This is a genomic window from Alteromonas sp. KUL49, assembly GCF_006538345.1.
GTDB lineage: Bacteria > Pseudomonadota > Gammaproteobacteria > Enterobacterales > Alteromonadaceae > Alteromonas.
Genome location: NZ_BJKL01000008.1, coordinates 1 through 19,768 on the forward strand (window position 1 = coordinate 1; position 19,768 = coordinate 19,768).

At 45.7% G+C, this 19,768-nt stretch carries 12 protein-coding genes; 9 read left to right on the plus strand and 3 right to left on the minus strand.

From position 1 onward, the window contains the following. The first annotated feature begins 63 nt into the window (after positions 1 to 63). From prpC to EYS00_RS14285, 4 genes are all read left to right on the plus strand, one after another. On the plus strand, positions 64 to 1,188 hold the full coding sequence (gene prpC, locus EYS00_RS14270; RefSeq protein ID WP_130637773.1) for a 2-methylcitrate synthase: 1,125 nt from the start codon (positions 64 to 66) through the stop codon (positions 1,186 to 1,188). A 12-nt stretch (positions 1,189 to 1,200) separates the two neighbouring features. Beyond that, complete coding sequence (gene acnD / locus EYS00_RS14275) at positions 1,201 to 3,789, plus strand: Fe/S-dependent 2-methylisocitrate dehydratase AcnD (RefSeq protein ID WP_130637775.1); 2,589 nt, start codon at positions 1,201 to 1,203, stop codon at positions 3,787 to 3,789. After that, positions 3,789 to 4,964, plus strand: coding sequence for a 2-methylaconitate cis-trans isomerase PrpF (gene prpF / locus EYS00_RS14280; RefSeq protein WP_130637777.1), 1,176 nt, complete (start codon positions 3,789 to 3,791; stop codon positions 4,962 to 4,964). Before acnD ends, prpF begins: the two co-directional genes overlap by 1 nt. Positions 4,965 to 5,154: 190 nt before the next feature. After that, complete coding sequence (locus tag EYS00_RS14285; protein WP_130637779.1) at positions 5,155 to 6,396, plus strand: response regulator; 1,242 nt, start codon at positions 5,155 to 5,157, stop codon at positions 6,394 to 6,396. Between the two features lie 13 nt (positions 6,397 to 6,409). On the opposite strand, the gene EYS00_RS14290 is transcribed toward EYS00_RS14285, so the two are convergent. The 3 genes from EYS00_RS14290 to arcB form a co-directional block, all read right to left on the minus strand. Next, complete coding sequence (locus EYS00_RS14290; protein WP_242618781.1) at positions 6,410 to 7,936, minus strand: PH domain-containing protein; 1,527 nt, start codon at positions 7,934 to 7,936, stop codon at positions 6,410 to 6,412. Positions 7,937 to 8,003: 67 nt separating this feature from the next. After that, positions 8,004 to 8,546 (minus strand): PH domain-containing protein, encoded by a 543-nt coding sequence (locus EYS00_RS14295; RefSeq protein ID WP_130637781.1) that lies wholly within the window; start codon positions 8,544 to 8,546, stop codon positions 8,004 to 8,006. 58 nt (positions 8,547 to 8,604) lie between these two features. Continuing rightward, a complete protein-coding gene (arcB, locus tag EYS00_RS14300) occupies positions 8,605 to 10,959 on the minus strand; it encodes an aerobic respiration two-component sensor histidine kinase ArcB (protein ID WP_130637783.1) in 2,355 nt (784 codons plus the stop codon). A 737-nt stretch (positions 10,960 to 11,696) separates the two neighbouring features. Between arcB and gltB the strand changes: the two genes are divergently transcribed. The 5 genes from gltB (at position 11,697) to EYS00_RS14325 (ending at position 19,764) form a co-directional block, all read left to right on the plus strand. Then, positions 11,697 to 16,163 (plus strand): glutamate synthase large subunit, encoded by a 4,467-nt coding sequence (gene gltB / locus EYS00_RS14305; protein ID WP_130637785.1) that lies wholly within the window; start codon positions 11,697 to 11,699, stop codon positions 16,161 to 16,163. A gap of 16 nt (positions 16,164 to 16,179) precedes the next feature. Beyond that, entirely contained in the window at positions 16,180 to 17,595 is a 1,416-nt protein-coding gene (locus EYS00_RS14310) for an FAD-dependent oxidoreductase (RefSeq protein WP_130637787.1), read from the plus strand. A 176-nt stretch (positions 17,596 to 17,771) separates the two neighbouring features. Then, entirely contained in the window at positions 17,772 to 18,167 is a 396-nt protein-coding gene (locus EYS00_RS14315) for a hypothetical protein (protein WP_130637789.1), read from the plus strand. A 120-nt stretch (positions 18,168 to 18,287) separates the two neighbouring features. Then, complete coding sequence (locus EYS00_RS14320; protein WP_130637791.1) at positions 18,288 to 18,875, plus strand: DUF2726 domain-containing protein; 588 nt, start codon at positions 18,288 to 18,290, stop codon at positions 18,873 to 18,875. 187 nt (positions 18,876 to 19,062) lie between these two features. After that, positions 19,063 to 19,764, plus strand: a complete 702-nt coding sequence (locus EYS00_RS14325; protein WP_130637793.1) for a 5'-methylthioadenosine/adenosylhomocysteine nucleosidase — start codon at positions 19,063 to 19,065, stop codon at positions 19,762 to 19,764. Positions 19,765 to 19,768 lie beyond the last annotated feature (4 nt).

Genomic DNA, 19,768 nt, shown 5'->3' on the forward strand with positions numbered 1-19,768 from the left:
AAAACAATCAGAATATTAGAATACCTTTGTACCTAACAAATTTACAGGACCGGAGACAATAAGATGGCTAAACAACTCAGTGGCGCAGGATTACGTGGTCAAGTTGCAGGTAAAACTGCGTTATCAACCGTAGGTGTTTCAGGGTCTGGCCTGACGTACCGTGGATACGACGTAAAAGACTTGGCAGAAAACTGTCAATTTGAAGAAGTGGCTTATCTTATTTTGAAAGGCAAGCTGCCTACTCAAACTGAGCTCAATGAATACAAAGCATTGCTCAAGGGCATGCGCGGCCTACCCGACGCACTCAAAGACGTGCTAGAGCGCATTCCAAAAGACGCTCACCCTATGGATGTACTGCGCACCGGTTGTTCCATGCTTGGTAATCTTGAAATGGAGACTGACTTCGCTCAACAAGGTGATGTTACTGACCGCATGCTTGCTTGCTTCCCTAGCATCATTTGTTACTGGTACCGTTACAGCCACGACGGTATTCGTGTGAACGTAGAAACAGACGACGACTCTATCGGCGCGCACTTCTTACATATGCTTCACGGTGAAAAGCCCAACGAACTTCACGAACAAGTGATGCACGTGTCGCTAATTTTGTATGCTGAGCACGAATTCAATGCTTCGACTTTTACCGCACGTGTTTGTGCTTCAACCCTATCAGATATGCACTCTTGCGTAACTGGTGCTATTGGTTCATTGCGCGGCCCACTGCACGGTGGTGCTAACGAGGCAGCCATGGAAATGATCCAAGGCTTCACTTCTGCAGATGACGCCGAAGAAAAAATGATGGGTATGCTAGAGCGCAAAGAAAAAATCATGGGCTTTGGTCACGCTATATATTCTGAGTCAGATCCGCGTAATGAAATCATTAAAGGCTGGTCAGAAAAACTGGCAGCAGATGTGGGCGACGAAGTGCTTTATCCGGTATCGGTTCGTTGTGAAGAAGTCATGTGGCGCGAGAAGAAACTCTTCTGTAATGCCGACTTTTTCCATGCCTCTGCCTACAACTTCATGGGCATTCCAACTAAGTTGTTCACTCCAATTTTCGTTATGTCTCGCCTAACAGGTTGGGCAGCTCATGTGATGGAGCAGCGCGCTGACAACCGTATTATTCGCCCATCAGCCGAATACACGGGTGAAGACTTACGTTCAGTCCCCCCTATTGCTGAGCGCGGTTAGTGAGCAATGACAATGAATAACGATTTCAGAAAACCACTACCTGGAGCGGGGATCGACTTTTTTGACACCCGTGAAGCCGTAGATGCGATTGAGGCTGGTGCTTACGCCAAATTGCCATATACATCACGCGTATTAGCGGAAAATCTTGTACGCCGCTGCAATCCAGACACATTGAACGATTCGCTCAAACAACTGATTTACCGTAAACGGGACCTAGACTTCCCGTGGTTCCCTGCTCGAGTGGTGTGTCACGACATTTTAGGGCAAACCGCTTTGGTTGATTTGGCAGGTCTTCGAGATGCTATCGCCGCCAAAGGTGGTGACCCAGCGAAAGTGAATCCAGTGGTTCCCACCCAATTGATTGTTGACCATTCACTCGCCGTTGAACACGCAGGCTTTGAAAAAGATGCCTTCGAGAAAAACCGTGCGATTGAAGATCGCAGAAATGACGACCGATTCCACTTTATCAACTGGACAAAAACAGCCTTTAAAAATGTGGATGTAATACCGCCTGGCAATGGCATCATGCACCAAATCAACCTTGAGCGCATGTCTCCAGTCATTCAAGCCAGAGATGGGGTTGCGTTTCCCGATACGCTTGTTGGCACCGACAGTCATACACCACATGTTGATGCTTTAGGTGTTATCGCCATTGGTGTCGGAGGCCTAGAAGCAGAAAGTGTTATGCTTGGGCGTGCCTCTTATATGCGCCTGCCTGATATTATTGGTGTTGAGTTAACCGGCAAACCCCAGCCGGGAATTACTGCCACTGATATCGTACTCGCACTCACTGAGTTCTTACGCAAAGAAAGAGTAATCTCTTCCTATCTGGAATTTTATGGCGAAGGTGCCTCGCACCTTACATTGGGAGATCGTGCAACCATATCCAACATGACTCCGGAATACGGTGCTACTGCCGCCATGTTCTACATCGACCAGCAAACCATAGACTATCTGCGTTTAACGGGTCGAGAAGAAAAACAGATTTCATTGGTTGAGCAATACGCGAAGCACACGGGTTTGTGGGCAGATGATTTACACACCGCGGAATACGAAAGAGTACTCACTTTTGATTTATCTTCGGTAGGAAGAAATATGGCGGGGCCATCGAATCCTCACGCGAGATTAGCAACGAGTGATTTAGCCGCCAAAGGCATCGCTGGTGAATGGCAAGAAGAAGCGGGTAAGATGCCAGATGGCGCTGTCATAATCGCGGCCATTACCAGTTGTACTAATACCTCTAACCCACGAAATGTTATCGCTGCAGGGTTACTAGCCCGCAATGCCAACAAGCTCGGATTAACTCGAAAACCTTGGGTAAAATCATCACTCGCACCAGGCTCGAAAGCCGTTAAGTTGTACCTCGAAGATGCCAATCTCATGAGTGAACTTGAGCAACTTGGTTTTGGCGTAGTAGCCTTTGCCTGTACTACGTGTAATGGTATGAGTGGTGCTTTAGATCCTATGATTCAGCAGGAAATCATAGACCGCGATCTTTATTCAACGGCGGTACTTTCGGGTAACCGTAACTTCGATGGACGTATTCACCCATATGCCAAGCAAGCATTTCTTGCATCACCAGCATTAGTAGTGGCCTACGCTATTGCAGGCACCGTGCGTTTTGATATCGAGAAAGACGTGCTAGGTACCGATGCAAACGGCAACTCTGTTACCCTAAAAGATATCTGGCCTAGCGACGAAGAAATCGACGCCATTGTTGCGCAAAGTGTCAAACCAGAGCACTTTAGAAAAGTGTACGAGCCAATGTTTGATATTCGAGTTGACGAAGGCACCGCACTTAATCCGCTATACGACTGGCGCGGAATGAGTACTTATATCCGTCGCCCGCCCTACTGGGAAGGTGCTATGGACAAACCACGTACGTTACACGGTATGCGGCCACTGGCGATTTTGGGTGACAATATCACTACCGATCACCTTTCGCCATCCAATGCAATTTTAGCGTCTAGCGCCGCAGGCGAATACCTCGCAAAAATGGGCTTACCAGAAGAGGACTTCAACTCATACGCTACCCACCGTGGTGACCATTTAACTGCCCAGCGTGCGACACTCGCCAACCCTAAACTGTTCAACGAAATGGTTGTAGAAAATGGCGAAGTGAAGCAAGGTTCACTGGCTCGCGTAGAGCCAGAGGGCAAAGTGGTTCGTATGTGGGAAGCTATTGAAACCTACATGAACCGTGCACAACCACTGATTGTGGTTGCGGGTGCAGATTACGGTCAGGGCTCGTCGCGAGACTGGGCAGCTAAAGGTGTCCGTTTAGCAGGTGTTGAGGTGATTGTAGCTGAAGGTTTTGAGCGCATTCACCGTACTAACTTAATAGGTATGGGCGTATTACCATTGGAATTTGTTAATGGTATGACTCGTATCACATTAGGTTTGGATGGCACAGAAACCTATGATGTAAAAGGCACGCCATCACCAAGCGCAGAACTGACACTTGTGATCAATCGCACGGATGGCACTACAGAAGAGGTAGTCGTCAAGTGTCGACTAGATACCGCAGAAGAAGTGTCTATCTACAGTGCTGGCGGCGTTCTTCAACGCTTTGCCAAAGACTTTTTGGAAGCTGAAGCCTAATGAGTAAGCACAAACCCCAACTTCGAATTCCCGCTACCTACATGCGTGGCGGCACCAGTAAGGGTGTTTTTTTCAGTCTTACTGATTTGCCAGAGGCTGCTCAGCAGCCAGGCGAAGTCAGAGATGCTTTGCTCCTTCGAGTCATTGGTAGCCCAGACCCGTATGGCAAACAAACCGACGGCATGGGCGGAGCGACGTCTAGTACCAGCAAAACAGTGATCATTAGCAAAAGTGAACGAGTAGGTTTTGACGTTGATTACCTGTTCGGTCAAGTTGCTATTGATAAAGCTTTTGTGGATTGGAGTGGTAACTGCGGTAACCTCACCGCTGCCGTTGGCGCTTTTGCCATAAACAATGGCTTGGTCGACCGTGAAAAACTTCCCGAAAACGGTATTGCTGAGGTAACTATTTGGCAAGCCAATATCGGTAAAACCATCATTGCGAAAGTGCCAATCACCGATGGTGAAGTGCAAGAGACAGGCGATTTTGAGCTCGATGGAGTTACTTTTCCAGCGGCAGAAGTGGAAGTAGCATTCGTTGACCCGGCTGATGGCGAAGGCGATATTTTCCCTACGGGTAATAAAGTAGATGCCTTGGAAGTCCCAGGCGTAGGTACGCTAAACGCCACCATGATAAACGCAGGTATTCCTACCATATTCGTCAACGCAGACGATATAGGTTTTAGCGGCACCGAACTACAAGATGATATCAATAGTAACCCTGACACCCTAGCGATGTTTGAGGCAATCCGTGCTCACGGCGCCGTGGCAATGGGATTGATAAATCATGTAGACGAAGCCGCGAATCGCCAACACACCCCAAAAGTTGCCATGGTTGCTGCGCCGCAAAATTACGCAGCTTCAAGTGGTAAGGTGATTAGCACTAAAGATACAGACATACTGGTTCGCGCTATGTCTATGGGTAAGTTACACCATGCCATGATGGGTACAGCGGCTGTAGCCATTGCAGCAGCATCAGCGATTCCTGGCACACTGGTAAACCTTGCCGCCGGCGGTAAAGAGCGCGATGCTGTGACCTTTGGACACCCTTCAGGCACGTTGCGTGTAGGTGCTAAAGCCAATCAAGCAAGCGGCGCATGGAAAATCGAACAAGCGGTTATGAGCCGAAGCGCTCGCATCTTAATGGAAGGCTGGGTTCGAATTCCAACACTCTGATTTAAGAGGGGTTCTTTCCCCTCTCGTTTCTCTCACATTTTATATCGTTCTGATTTTACTGAGAAAGCGCTTCCTTCACGTTTACATACAATCCCCACCTTAGACATAGGTTTAAATTTGCCCCCGTACTAAAGCAATCTAGAACTTTTTTTTGTATTCTTTGATGAAACGCAGTAGTTGAAACCTAAAAATGCAAAAAGTTTTGGTCATTGAAGACAGTTCCACTGTCCGCAAAGTACTCACAAAATTGATCGGGGACAACCCCAATCTTCACTGTGTTGCTTGTGCGAATTTAGCCGAAGCGAAGGAACAAATTGCCAAGGATAAAGACTTTTTGGTAGCCATCGCGGATCTAAATCTACCCGACGCTCCAAACGGCGAGAGTGTGGAATTAATGTTGAGTCATGAAATTCCTACCATAGTACTTACGGGTAACTTTGATGAGAATCTCCGTACGTCATTGCTCAACAAAGGTGTTATTGACTACATTACTAAAGAGTCTCGCTATTCCTACACACAAGTAGTCAACCTAGCGGACCGACTACGCAAAAACCTCACTACAAAAGTGCTTGTGGTTGAAGACTCTAAAACCACCAGCGCGTACATCTGTAATTTGCTCAAGAAGTTTCATTTTCAGGTCATCTCAACCACTGACGGCTTAGAGGCACTAGACCAGCTAAAACAACACCCTGATGTAAAACTTGTCATATCCGACTACCTCATGCCTAACATGGATGGATGTGAACTAATTAAAGCCATTAGACAAAATAGAAATCTGCAAGATTTGGTGTTTATAGGTCTATCTGCTGCAGGTGACAGCGTACTATCAGCCAAATTTATTAAAAGCGGTGCAAACGACTTCCTCACTAAGCCTTTCTATCACGAGGAATTTTTCTGCCGAGTGCTAAAGAATTTAGAATCACAGGAAATGATAGAAACAATAAGAAAATCTGCGTATCTAGACCCGCTAACTCATATATACAATCGGCGTTTTCTTTTTGAAGAGGGCGAGCGAATTCAAAGAACGCATAGCACTAGTGACAACTTTATGGTCGCAATGTTTGACGTTGATAACTTCAAGTCAGTTAATGATACTTACGGCCATAAAATTGGAGATCACGTTCTCCAAGAAATGGCTGCAATTATGCAACAAAAATTTCCAAATGACCTCGTTGCACGGTATGGTGGCGAAGAGTTTACCGTGTTATCCACGCGTGATGAATCGGCGTTCTACGATGATCTAATATTGTTCATGGAAAAGGTAAGAACAACTCCATTTACACAAGAGCAACTAGCGTTAACCTGTAGCGTGGGTGTATCTGGTGAATCAGCAGATCAACTAGATCATATTATTGATACTGCTGATAAGCACCTTTACACAGCTAAAAACACAGGTAAAGACAGAGTCATATTCAACGGCGAAGAAGATTGAAAAGCCGCTAAATTTACATCCACGAGCGGCGTGTGGATTCAACACTGTACGCCGTCTTGTTGATGAGCGACCATACATAGTCCTCGGGTAAAAAAGGCACAGTGATCGCACCAGACGCCATGATAAACTTCACACTTGCCAGTCCCCTTCGTTTCATGAACCAGCTCTGTCTAATCACCACTTGTTGCACTTTAAAGCGTTGGAAGCACTTGTAGTCTATGCCCACTCTTCCACTTCGAACATAAATGTAGTCACCGTCCTCAGCAATACCCCAACGCCACCATCGCAAGACTATAATCCCCGCAATGGCCGCAGTTACCGCTAACGTACCTGCAATCACGTCCCAATGTTGTCCAACAATGCCAATAGTCATTGCGATAGCAAATGGAGCGAGTAACCCAACAAGAAAACAATGCCATATATATCTTCGGTTTATGCTTCTGTAGTCGTCTCTGTAGAGGTTACAGTCTGGTAGTACTTCTTGAGCTAATGTGGCAGTTTCTTCTACCGTTACCGACGGTACAATGAGCCTATTCGATGACATCAGCTCTGGAGCGCCGTGATCCAAGCTGGCGTTTTGCTCAAAATACAAATTCACTCGTTTGAGAATTTTATCCAACCAATCTTGTTTTGCTGAAACCACTTGTATGCGCGTTGCACGCATACTGACTTCTTGCTTATTCAACAAGCCACTACGGCGGATATAGCGATCAGCGGTTTTCGACAAGGTATAACCGTAAAAAGTAAACAGTGCCCCACCAACGCTAAGCAATGCGAGTAAGGCCATCAGCATCATCACAATGGCAAATGCATAAAGACCGAACTGCCACCATGCAATGGTTTGCTCACCGACAAGCTGATCGAGCTGTAAACCTTTTGAAGTAAGCCAACCTCCAACGCGCTCCACAAGCGTATCGTAAAATGGCGCTGCCGCGCCAAGTAAAATCCATACGCGATTATTGGTAAAACCGTGGATAACAATATCGCCAATACTGCGGCGATTGATGACAGTTTCGTCCAAAGTATTTAGGTGCGAAGTGTCGTTTTTTTCGACCTCTACCGCTTCACTCGTCGCAGTATTGCTTGTCTCAGATTTTTGATGGCTCAATACCTGGCTTTTGAGCGCTTCTGCATATTCTGTGGTGACTGCGACAATATTAGCTTCCTCTTTCGCACTTCCCGCGGTATCAAGCACCACAACTGAATAGCCGAAAGGCCGATAATAAAAAGGGTGTTCAATCTTAACGTTTTGAATACGCCAAAAAGGCAAATTGATATGCGCGCGCTGGAAAACACCGCTTCGAATCTCTACATGTTCATTGTGTATCCGAAAGCGATACATCAAAAAACTCACCAAGCCACTCACACTCAATACGGTCACTGCGCCAAAGAGCACTAAATACGAGAGTGGTGACGCGAGCATGTCGGTGACGTTTGCCGTGATAGCTAATGCAGGTACTGCATAAATAAGTGTTTGCGCTGTTTTAAATATATTCTTAATGGAAAAGTAACAATCGCGATGTAAGACAGCATCCGCCACTCACTGCCCGTCTCAACCGCTACAGTTTGCACTTGTGGAGACATGGGCTCGGTGCCTTGGGAAGACATTAAAACTGCCCTTCGCTTAGTGCTTTGTGATCAAGAATAAACTGACGTAACTGCTGAGCAGTATCATCTTCAAGCCCTGGAATTTGAAACGTATGCAATGCGCCGCCAGCAGAGAAAACATGCAGGGCACTCAATCCAGCAAGACGCATTAAGGGACCGCGCTTAACTTCAACATGTTGGATGCGCAAAATAGGCTGACAAGAAAGACTTCTGAAGATGAGCCCTTTCTTCAAACTAATGTCTTGTTCTCGCAAACAATAGCCTATCAGTGGGTCAGCAAAAAAATGATAAACAAAAGACCATACCCCCAAGGCGAATACAATGGAGACGCTGAAGGGATAGGCTAATATTAATCCATGGTTGAGCTCAAAAAATGGTTGGAATCGAATCGCACTGAGAATACCTATGATGACGACAACTGCAATGCTAGTCACCAACAGGTTTAGTCGTCGATATTTGGGTGATATATCCACCATAGGCTGGGACTCTAACTTAGGTAAATCAGCAACGCTCTGATTGCTAAAATCTTCATTCAATTCCATAAATAAACTCCTTTTTGAAATTGTTGTTCCCAGCCCCCTGGAGGACTATGACCTATCTTTAGTCATCAACACGCTGTTGATTAAGCCATTGGTGTAGAGACTTCATATCGGTCTCAACAGCCATCTGTAACTCTTCAACCCAGTCATGCACATTCTGCCACCAAGCAGGGTGATCGCCTTGTTGAATCTGATTTGCGATGCGCTGCACCCTCGCTAAACCAACAGAACTCGCCGCACCTTTAATTTTATGGGCCTGTGAGCAAACTTCTGATTTTTCGTCAGCGCTCAAGCTCAGTTGAAGAATTTCCATATACTCAGGCATTTTTTCTTGGAATACCTTCACACTGGCACGCACCATTTCATCCCCTATGGTATCTATCAACATCTGCAACAAGTCCATATCTAAAATGTTACTTAATGTTTTACTCGGTTCTGAACGTTGTATTTCGCCGTCGATTTCTAGCGGTGCCGGAGGTGCATGGAAGAGCTCATTGAACACTTCAATCACGCGAGACTTTTTGACAGGTTTAGCAATAACGTCATCCATACCATTCTCAAGGTATTCATCGCGTTTTTTAATAACGTTTGCTGTTAACGCAACAATCGGCGTTTGCATCACAAGGTCTTCCTCATGTAGCGTGCTTGCCACGTCGAAGCCTGTCATGTCAGGTAATTGAATATCGAGTAATATCAGGTCGTATTGTGTCTCTCTCGCTTTATCTATGGCTTCTTGACCTGTCATCGCAACATCGACTTTCTGACCAAGCTTTTCCAATAATGCTTTAGCTACCATTACGTTGAGTTCGATGTCTTCAACGAGCAAGATGTTCAACCCTGTGACTTGCAGCTGCGCCACTTGCATAGGTTGCTTCGAGATTTGCAACGGAAGGTCAATTTCAAATCGGGTTCCCTTGCCTACCTGACTAGCCACTTTAATTTCACCATCCATGAGATCCACCATCTGCTTGCAGATAGCAAGTCCGATACCGGTGCCAGTTGCAGACTGATGGTCTGGGTGATCAACTTGGTAATACATGGCGAAGATTTTGTCGATGTCGTCTTGTGGGATCCCTACTCCCGTATCTTCAATCACAAAACGCACCATGCATAGATCATTGTCCGTTTGCTTTGAAGACACCGTTAAGCTCACGTACCCTTTTTGCGTAAACTTCACTGCATTAAACAAAATATTCCAAAGAATCTGACGCAAACGGGTTCCATCGACTTCAATAAGACGAGGCAAGGGCTCTTCAATGGTCGTTTTCAGTTCTAACTGCTTATCAACAGCGAGTAACCTGATAATACTGCTGAGTTCCTCAGTGAAGTCTTTCAACGATACCGTCTTCAAGCTGAGCTCGAGCTTATCACGGTCGAGCTTATCAAGGTCGATAATATCGTTGAAAATATTACCTAACGTAATTGCACTGGCGTAAATCGTACTTACCCAGTTGAACTGTTCTTCACTAAGCTCTGTGTCACGTAGCATGCGGCTTAAGCCAACAATGCCATTAAGTGGCGTTCGCAACTCGTGGCTAATAGTAGCGATAAAACGAGTTTTATCTGTGCTCGCTTTCGCCGCTGCATTTTCAGCTTGTTTGCGTTCAGTCATATCACGACCAAATGATAGCAAGCCCAAACGATTACCATCTCTGTCGAAAAACGGTACACGTTTCATTTCAAAGTAACGCCTGCGACCGTCGGCAAAGCGCAGCCACATTTCTTCTGTAATGCTAGCGTTCGTTTCTAACACTTCGTGATCACTAGCGACAATTTGACGCGCGATATCTTCTTCATAAACGTCTTGCGGGGTCAGCCCAAGTAACTCTTGTTCCGACTTACCCGTCATTAGCTCTGCGATTCGATTACAACCAGCAAAACGACCTTCTTCATTTCTGTAGTAAATAAGATCTGGCGACGCATCAATAATGGATCGTAGTAACGTAGATAGGCGTCTCGCTTGAGACTCTTTTTCAGACTTGTCTTGGATCTCTTTTTCTAAATCCTTAAACAACGCTTCTCGCTCTTCTTGCGCTAGTTTGCGTTGCTCAATCTCATGATTCAATTGACGAATATTAGTTTGCAACTCGCGGTTCAAGAACACATCCTCTTCCCGCAAACGTTCTAGCTGATTAACCACTTCTTTTAAATTGGTACGCGAATTTTCTAGCTGCTTTATTAGCTCACTAAAAAAGTACAACACCCAGGGTGCTGAAAGCATAGTAAGCACAACGGCGCTAATAAAGTCATCGGGCTGCACTTGGCTTCCCATACTTACCCGTATGACGTAAGAACCGCCAAGAGTAAATACGAGTGAAAGTACAACGAATAGAATACTGAGTTTTAAGGTACCAAAACGCTGCACAAATTGTGCGAAGCGGATAGCCCAAGAATCATTTGGAGAATCTGAATGCATTAACATTGAATTGTATTGTTATTTTAACAGTATCCTAACAGGCTTTACCGCTATAACAAAAGTCCAATCTGTTGCGCATAATTCATCATATTAATGACTAAATTTTGGGATTTTATTCTCCTAGAACCTAGACCGCATGGTCAGTTTTAGTGAATTTCTAACAAAGAGACTTCATCTTACCCCCCACAAATACTAGGGGAATTGTACATTTGTGCTCATGTGAGTTAAAAAACCATCTACACGCCGATTGTTCCAAATGATTATCAATAAGAACCAAAATAGAATATTATTTCATTTTGACAGCATCATTATTCATCCAAACAGAGCTACTTTATACTAAAGAGGGATTTACCAGAGTTTGTAATTACGAAAAGCCTTTCATTTCTTCAAAAATAACATTTTTATTACAACTCACCACCAACAACCCTAACTCATTGATTGTTATATATTATTTAAAATTTTTAATAATTTAAAAATCACAAAGCCAGATTACTGTTTGATTTTACAAACCAATGTGGGTATTTTGTACGGCCCGCAAGTTATCAATGCATAAAAATGCGGTAATCGACTGGAATCCTCTAATAATAATATAACGACAAGAAAAGACGCATGGAGTAAGGTAATTCTGCCTACTCAAAACAAGACGTCTACTTATGTTGTGATACGCATATCCTAAGCGCATCTACACACACAACAGGTACTACCTTGCCCCAGTCAAAGGTTGAAGGAGTTAAGAGATGAGTTTATATAATCCCAATGATTCTCGGGACAACTGTGGGTTTGGCTTAATTGCGCATACCCATGGCGAAGCTAGTCATGAACTGGTGACTACCGCTATTCACGGTTTAGACCGTATGCAACACCGTGGTGGTATCGCTGCCGATGGAAAAACCGGTGATGGTTGCGGCTTATTGCTGCAAAAACCCGATGCATTTTTCCAAGCAATTGCTGACGAAAACGGCTGGAAATTGGCCAAAAAGTACGGCGTTGGCATGGTGTTTCTCAATCAGGACAAAGCACTTGCACAAGCAGCAAGAGAGATCGTCAACGAAGAGTTAGAAAGAGAAACGCTAACAGTCGTTGGCTGGCGAGAAGTGCCTGTTGATAACAGTGTTCTTGGCGAATTAGCGTTAACGGGCGTACCACAGATAGAGCAAGTATTCGTTAATGCTCCTGCCGGTTGGCGTAAGCGCGACCTAGAGCGCCGCCTATACATGGTTCGTCGTCGCGTAGAAAAACGCTTAGAAAGTGACCCAGATTTTTATATTGCTTGTTTGTCTAACTTGGTTACTATTTACAAAGGCTTGGTCATGCCTAAAGACCTGCCTGCGTTTTATCTAGACCTCGCGGATGAGCGTCTTAAAAGCTCTATTTGTGTATTCCACCAACGTTTTTCTACCAACACTTTGCCTCGTTGGCCGTTGGCTCAACCGTTCCGCTTCCTTGCACATAACGGTGAAATTAACACAATTAAAGGTAACCGCGACTGGGCGATGGCTCGTGCTGCGAAGTTCGCTACTCCGCTTATCCCTGATCTCAAAGACGCAGCGCCTTTCGTCAATACGGAAGGTTCTGACTCTTCATCGTTAGATAACATGCTGGAACTGTTCCTTGCTGGCGGCATGGATTTATTCCGCGCCATGCGTTTGTTAGTTCCACCAGCCTATCAAAACAATGAAACCATGGATGACGAACTCCGTTCATTCTATGAGTTTAACTCCATGCACATGGAACCATGGGATGGCCCAGCGGGTATCGTTTTAACTAACGGCCGTCACGTTGCATGTAACCTTGACCGCAATGGCTTGCGCCCTGCTCGCTACGTAATTACCAAGAACGGTTTCATCACGCTTGCTTCTGAAGTAGGTATTTGGGATTACGAGCAAGAAGACGTTATCGAAAAAGGACGTGTAGGTCCGGGTGAAATGTTAGCGGTTGATACCTATACCGGCAAAATCTGGCGTTCAAACGAAATCGATGAAGATTTAAAAGCCCGTCACCCCTATAAAGAGTGGTTAGATAAGCACATTCGTCGTTTAACGCCCATCGAGAAGCTCGATGCATCCTTAATTGGTCAGCGCGTTTTCAATGACGACACAATGGCGGTCTACCACAAGCTATTTAACTACAGCTACGAAGAAATTCAGCAAGTAGTTAAAGTACTCGCAAAAGATGGGCAAGAAGCCGTGGGTTCGATGGGTGACGATACGCCAATGGCGGTAATGTCATCTAAACAGCGCACAGTTTATGACTACTTCCGTCAACAGTTTGCACAGGTAACCAATCCGCCAATCGATCCATTGCGTGAAAACCACGTTATGTCGCTAGCAACCTGTATTGGTCGCGAACAAAACGTATTTAGCGAAACTTCTGGTTACGCCGATCGTGTACTGTTCGATTCACCAATACTCATGTATACCGACCTCAAACAGCTTCGCGAATTCAACCCTGAGAGTTATTACTCAGAAGTCGTTGAGTTGCAATATAAGCAAGAAGAAGGTCTTAAGTCTGCCATTGAGCGCGTGTGTAACGAAGTCGAGGACTTGGTTAAGCACAAAAATGCGGCATTCGTGATTCTTTCCGACCGTCAAATTGACAGTGATAGCCTGCCTATTCCGGCGGCTATGGCGGTAGGTGCGGTTCAACGTCGTTTGATTGACAAAGCGCTGCGTTGTGACGCTAACATCGTGGTTGAAACTGCTTCTGCTCGTGACCCGCATCACTTTGCGGTGCTGATTGGTCTGGGTGCTACTGCGATCTATCCTTTCTTGGCATACGAAACTATCGAACAACTTGCATCGAATGGAGAGCTAGACATCACTCCTATGCAAGCCATGTTGAATTACCGCAAAGGTATCAACAAGGGTCTATTCAAGATCATGTCGAAAATGGGTATCAGCACTATTGCCAGTTACCGTAGCTCTAAACTCTTCGAAGCCGTGGGTGTCAACAGTGACGTTATGGAACTGTGCTTTAAAGGTGTTACCTCGCGAATTCAAGGCGCTGGTTTTGAAGACTTCGAACAAGACATTATTAACTCAAGCCGCGTAGCGTGGCTAAAACGCAAGCCAGTTCAACACGGTGGTTTACTGAAATACGTTCACGGTGGTGAATATCACGCCTACAACCCTGATGTAGTTAAAACGCTACAAACAGCGGTAGTCACTGGCGAATATAGCGACTATCAAGAATACGCTAAATTAGTTAATGATCGTGCGCCATCACATATCCGTGACTTACTTGCACTTAACCCTGCTTGTGACCCGGTAGATGTGAGTGAAGTTGAAAGCGCTGATAAGTTGTTCCCCCGCTTTGACACCGCGGCAATGTCTATCGGTGCATTGAGCCCAGAAGCTCACGAAGCACTGGCCATTGCGATGAACCGCTTGGGCGGTCAATCTAACTCTGGTGAAGGTGGTGAGCATCCTTCTCGTTTTGGTACTGAGAAGAATTCAAAAATTAAGCAAGTCGCCTCTGGCCGTTTTGGTGTTACGCCACACTACCTTGTGAATGCTAGCGTCATTCAAATTAAGGTAGCTCAAGGTGCTAAGCCTGGTGAGGGTGGTCAGTTGCCTGGTGATAAAGTTAACAAGTACATTGCTCAGCTTCGCTTCTCTGTGCCTGGTGTAACGCTAATTTCACCACCACCACACCACGATATTTATTCTATCGAAGATTTAGCACAGCTGATTTTCGACTTGAAGCAAGTCAATCCAAAAGCGTTGATATCGGTTAAGCTCGTCTCTGAGCCTGGCGTTGGTACCATTGCCACAGGTGTTGCGAAAGCTTATGCCGACTTGATTACCGTATCGGGTTACGACGGTGGTACAGGTGCTAGCCCGCTTACGTCGGTAAAATATGCAGGTAGTCCGTTCGAGCTAGGCTTGTCTGAAACGCAACAAGCGCTGATTGAGAACGGCCTACGTCACAAAGTACGCGTTCAAACCGATGGTGGTTTGAAAACTGGCCTAGACGTTATCAAAGCAGCCCTTTTAGGTGCAGAGAGTTTTGGTTTTGGTACCGGCCCAATGGTTGCATTGGGTTGTAAATACCTACGAATTTGTCACTTGAACAACTGTGCAACAGGTGTTGCAACTCAGGATCAAAAGCTACGTGATGATCACTTTATTGGGCTGCCAGAAATGGTAATGAACTACTTTAAGTTCATTGCACAAGAAGTACGTGAACTCATGGCTGCACTTGGTGTAACTAAGTTCGATGACTTGGTAGGTCGTACCGACCTGCTTAAAGTCGTTGAAGGTATTAGTGCCAAGCAAAATCGCTTAGATTTATCGCCGCTATTGGTACGTCCAGAAGCGGGTGATCATACTAAGCTGTTCTGTTCGCAAACCACCAATGAACCAGTTGATAAAGGTGAGTTGAACGCACAAATTCTTGCAGACGCTAAGTCGTTTGTGGCGAGCAGCAAGTCAACTACACTGCGCTACCCAGTGCGCAACACAGACCGTTCTGTGGGTGCATTGCTTTCTGGTGAGATTGCGAAGCATCACGGTAACCATGATTTTGAAGACACTCCAATTAAACTCGAGCTTACCGGTACCGCCGGACAAAGCTTTGGTGTTTGGAATGCAGGCGGCCTTCACATGCACTTGATTGGTGATGCCAACGATTACGTAGGTAAGGGTATGACTGGCGGTAAGCTAGTGATTAATCCACCTAAGAACATCACGTTCAACGCCCACGACAGCGCTATTATGGGTAACACCTGTTTGTATGGTGCTACAGGCGGTAAATTGTTTGCTGCGGGTCGTGCAGGTGAGCGTTTTGGCGTTCGTAACTCAGGTGCAATTGCAGTGGTTGAAGGCATTGGTGACAACGGTTGTGAATACATGACTGGTGGTATTGTTGCAGTACTTGGCCCTGTAGGCGTTAACTTTGGTGCCGGTATGACAGGTGGTTTTGCCTACCTAATGGACGACAATGACGACCTAGACCAACGTGTGAACGCCGAGCTTGTTGAAGTTATGTCTATTGAAGACAAAGTGATTCTAGCCGAACACCTCCGTGGTTTGATTAACCAGCACTATGAAGAAACAGGTAGCGAACACTCACTATCACTTCTTACCAACTTCACCGACACGTTGAAGCGCGTTAAGTTAATAAAACCAAAAACCAGTGATGTGAAGAACCTTCTAGGCCACATCAGCCGCTCTAGCGCTGAATTGCGCGTTCAAGCGCAATAATAGGAGGACGTAGTAAATGGCAAAGAATGTATACCAATTTGTTGATGTAGAGCGTATCGATCCGCCTAAAAAGCCGATTATGGTGCGTAAGCAAGAGTTTGCTGAAATCTATCAACCCCTTTCACAGTCGCAAACCGAAGGACAAGCTGACCGCTGTCTAGACTGTGGTAACCCCTACTGTGAATGGAAGTGTCCAGTACACAACTATATTCCTCAGTGGTTAAGCCTCGCTAATGAAGGGCGTATTTTAGAAGCAGCTGAACTGTCGCACAAAACCAACAGCCTTCCAGAGGTGTGTGGTCGCGTATGTCCACAAGACCGCTTATGCGAAGGCGCTTGCACATTGAACGACGATTTTGGCGCGGTCACCATTGGTAGTATTGAAAAATACATCACAGATACCGCCTTCAAAATGGGTTGGCGCCCAGACATGTCTGACGTTGTGTGGACTGACAAAAAAGTCGCTATCGTTGGTGCCGGACCTGCTGGCTTAGCATGTGCTGATATTCTGGTACGTAATGGTGTTAAGCCTGTTGTTTTTGATAAGTACGAAGAAATTGGCGGTCTACTAACGTTCGGTATCCCGTCGTTCAAACTAGAGAAAGACGTTATCAAACTACGCCGCGAAATTTTCACTGAGATGGGTGTTGAGTTTGTACTTAACACGGATATCGGTAAAGACATCGCATTCCAAACCTTAATCGATGAGTACGATGCTGTCTTCTTAGGCATGGGTACGTACAAATCAATGCAAGGTGGGTTTGAAAACGAAAACGTTCACGGTGTTCACGAAGCGTTGCCGTTTCTCGTAGCGAACACCAACCGCGTGATGGGTCTAGAAAAAGATCCAGCAGACTTCATTGATATGAAAGGTAAACGAGTAGTCGTGCTTGGCGGTGGTGATACCACTATGGACTGTGTTCGTACTTCTATTCGTCAAGGTGCAGATCGCGTAATTTGTGCGTACCGTCGTGACGAAGAGAGCATGCCGGGCTCACGCCGTGAAGTCGTTAATGCCAAAGAGGAAGGGGTAGAGTTCATGTTCAACCTACAACCTCTAGACATTGCCGTGGATGAAAACGGTAAAGCCTGTGGGGTTAAGCTCGTGAAAACCGAAATGGGACCACCAGACGCACAAGGTCGTCGTCGTCCTGTTGAAGTGGAAGGCTCTGAGCACGTGTTAAAAGCAGACGCAGTAATTATTGCGTTCGGTTTCTCACCAAGCCCTGCACCATGGTTTGGCGAGTTTGGCATTATGCTAGATGAAAAAGGTCGTGTTCGCGCGCCTGCCAATGGTAACTTTGCGTATCAAACCTCCAACCCTAAGATTTTTGCTGGCGGCGACATGGTTCGCGGCAGTGACTTAGTGGTTACCGCTATCGATGAGGGCCGTAAGGCTGCCGATGGCATTATGGATTATATTGGCGTTTAAGCCTTATATTCCAATATGTTGAAGATTCAGCCCGCTATTTTAGCGGGCTTTTTTGTATTTAAAGCAGCATACCTTCATCCCATACCATATACCCAACCGAACGTTTTCCGTATTGAGCTTAGTAGTTCCTAACACTACACTGAAACTAGGTACTGCAGCCAACTGGGAAACTAATCGTGACGTACAATGTTGCTAATTGGCACAAAAAATACGTAACTCTGGTGTTGATAACGTTTTTATCTACCGTGTCATTTGCCGATACACTAGACGTTGCCAAAGATGCATCGTATTCGGAAACAAGGGCATGTACAGAAAATTTTCATGGGGTGCCCATTGCCCCTGATGCAAAATATTGCCAGTCTTTCGACGGTAATCAACCGGTAAGCCTAGTGTACTTTTCGCCCAACCCAGTAACCGAAGTTGTAAGTTTTTACCGAGATACTGGCGGCAACTATACCGAAACAACAACGGTTCAATCGCGTATAGTGCTTACGCCATCTGACGCGAATCACCGCCTCATCGTCTCGCAAGATAACACTGGAACTCAGGTGGATATTTTAGTTTTTAACTAAAAAAGATCCCTTAATCTCTGTTGGCATTACCTTTGCAAAATCGTTAGTACGTTTTGATAAGTGTCAAAAGTCCGTCACTTGAGGCGTAGTAATTTTTGACCAGACTTTGCGAGGGAACCCATGGAATTTGCCATCGTACTGATGATGTTACTCATCGTTGTAGCATTAGGCGCCATAAAATTGTCAGATAGTGGCGTCGCTTTTCCGTTTCGTAGAAAACCACAATTGTTCACCCCTGTTGAACACTCGTTTTTAAACTTAATCGAACAAGCAATGGGACATGAGTTCCGTATTGTCAGCCGCGTTCGACTAAACGATATTGTTTCCGTTCGTCAGTCTGCGAACAAGAAAACTGCCAGTCAGGCGTTATCACGAGCATCTGCGAGGCAACTCGATTTTGTTTTAGTCGATAAGCGAGATATGACACCAGTATTGGCCATCGATCTTGTTCACAACAAAGGGCAAGACGGTTACAAAGCGCAGAAAGACTGGTTTGTTACAGGTGCGCTAGACGCAGCTGGAGTGCCGCATGCGCGTATCAAAGTAAAATCAGGCTACAGCGTTGACGAAATTAGAGAGTGCTTAGAGAACAAGCTAATACCACTGCGTCGTCTTCAGCAGCGCAAAGCATCTATGCCCACACTTAATCCAGAGCCACCTAAACGCCCAACACGCCCGGTGCGCTCAAGCCGACCTGCGGCTGCATAAGGTTTATCACTTACCCCGCCTTTGCTGCTATCCAACCCGGTAGCAAAGGCTTTTTCCTATGCGTTTTATCGGTTTGTCGCTACAATCTAGCCATCTCTACATTCAAAGTCACAATGCCCTATGTTAATTGGCTTGTGCCTCTCTACTTACAATCACTACAGTAGATATTGTTGGAACATCATAGACTATGAAAAAACTCGGTATTTTAGGTGCAATGGACGAAGAAGTTGCCCTGTTAAAAGCTTCACTATCATCACTCAAAGAAACCCAATATAAACACCTTACGTTTTACGAAGGCTCACTTCATGGATTAGATATAGTCTTAGTGAAGTGTGGTATCGGTAAAGTGGCGGCAGCATTGGCAACAACGGTATTAATAGAAAAGTTTTTACCTGACGCTGTGGTCAATACGGGCTCGGCTGGCGGATTTGATAAGCAGCTAACCATAGGTGACCTAGTTATTGGCGACCGCCTCATTCATCACGACGCTGACTTGACTCACTTCGGTTATGCCTTAGGGCAATGTGCAGGAATGCCGGAGCATTATGCAAGCGATGTGGCATTGATAGAAGCTGCAAACGCTGCGGCACTAACCATGCCTCAGCTACAGTCAACCACCGGACTTATTTGTACGGGTGATGCATTTATCGGATCCGACGAAGCAGTAGCAGAACTACGTGAAAAATTCCCAGATATGAAAGCGGTTGAAATGGAAGGCGCAGCCATTGGGCAAACCTGCTTTATGTTGGGTGTGCCTTTCTTGGTTATTCGCTCGCTCTCTGACATTGCGGGTAAAACGTCTACTGTTTCTTTTACCGAATACTTAGAAACAGCGGCGAAAAACTCTGCACAGCTAGTTATGGCAGTGGCCAAGCACCTAGCTAACTAATCAA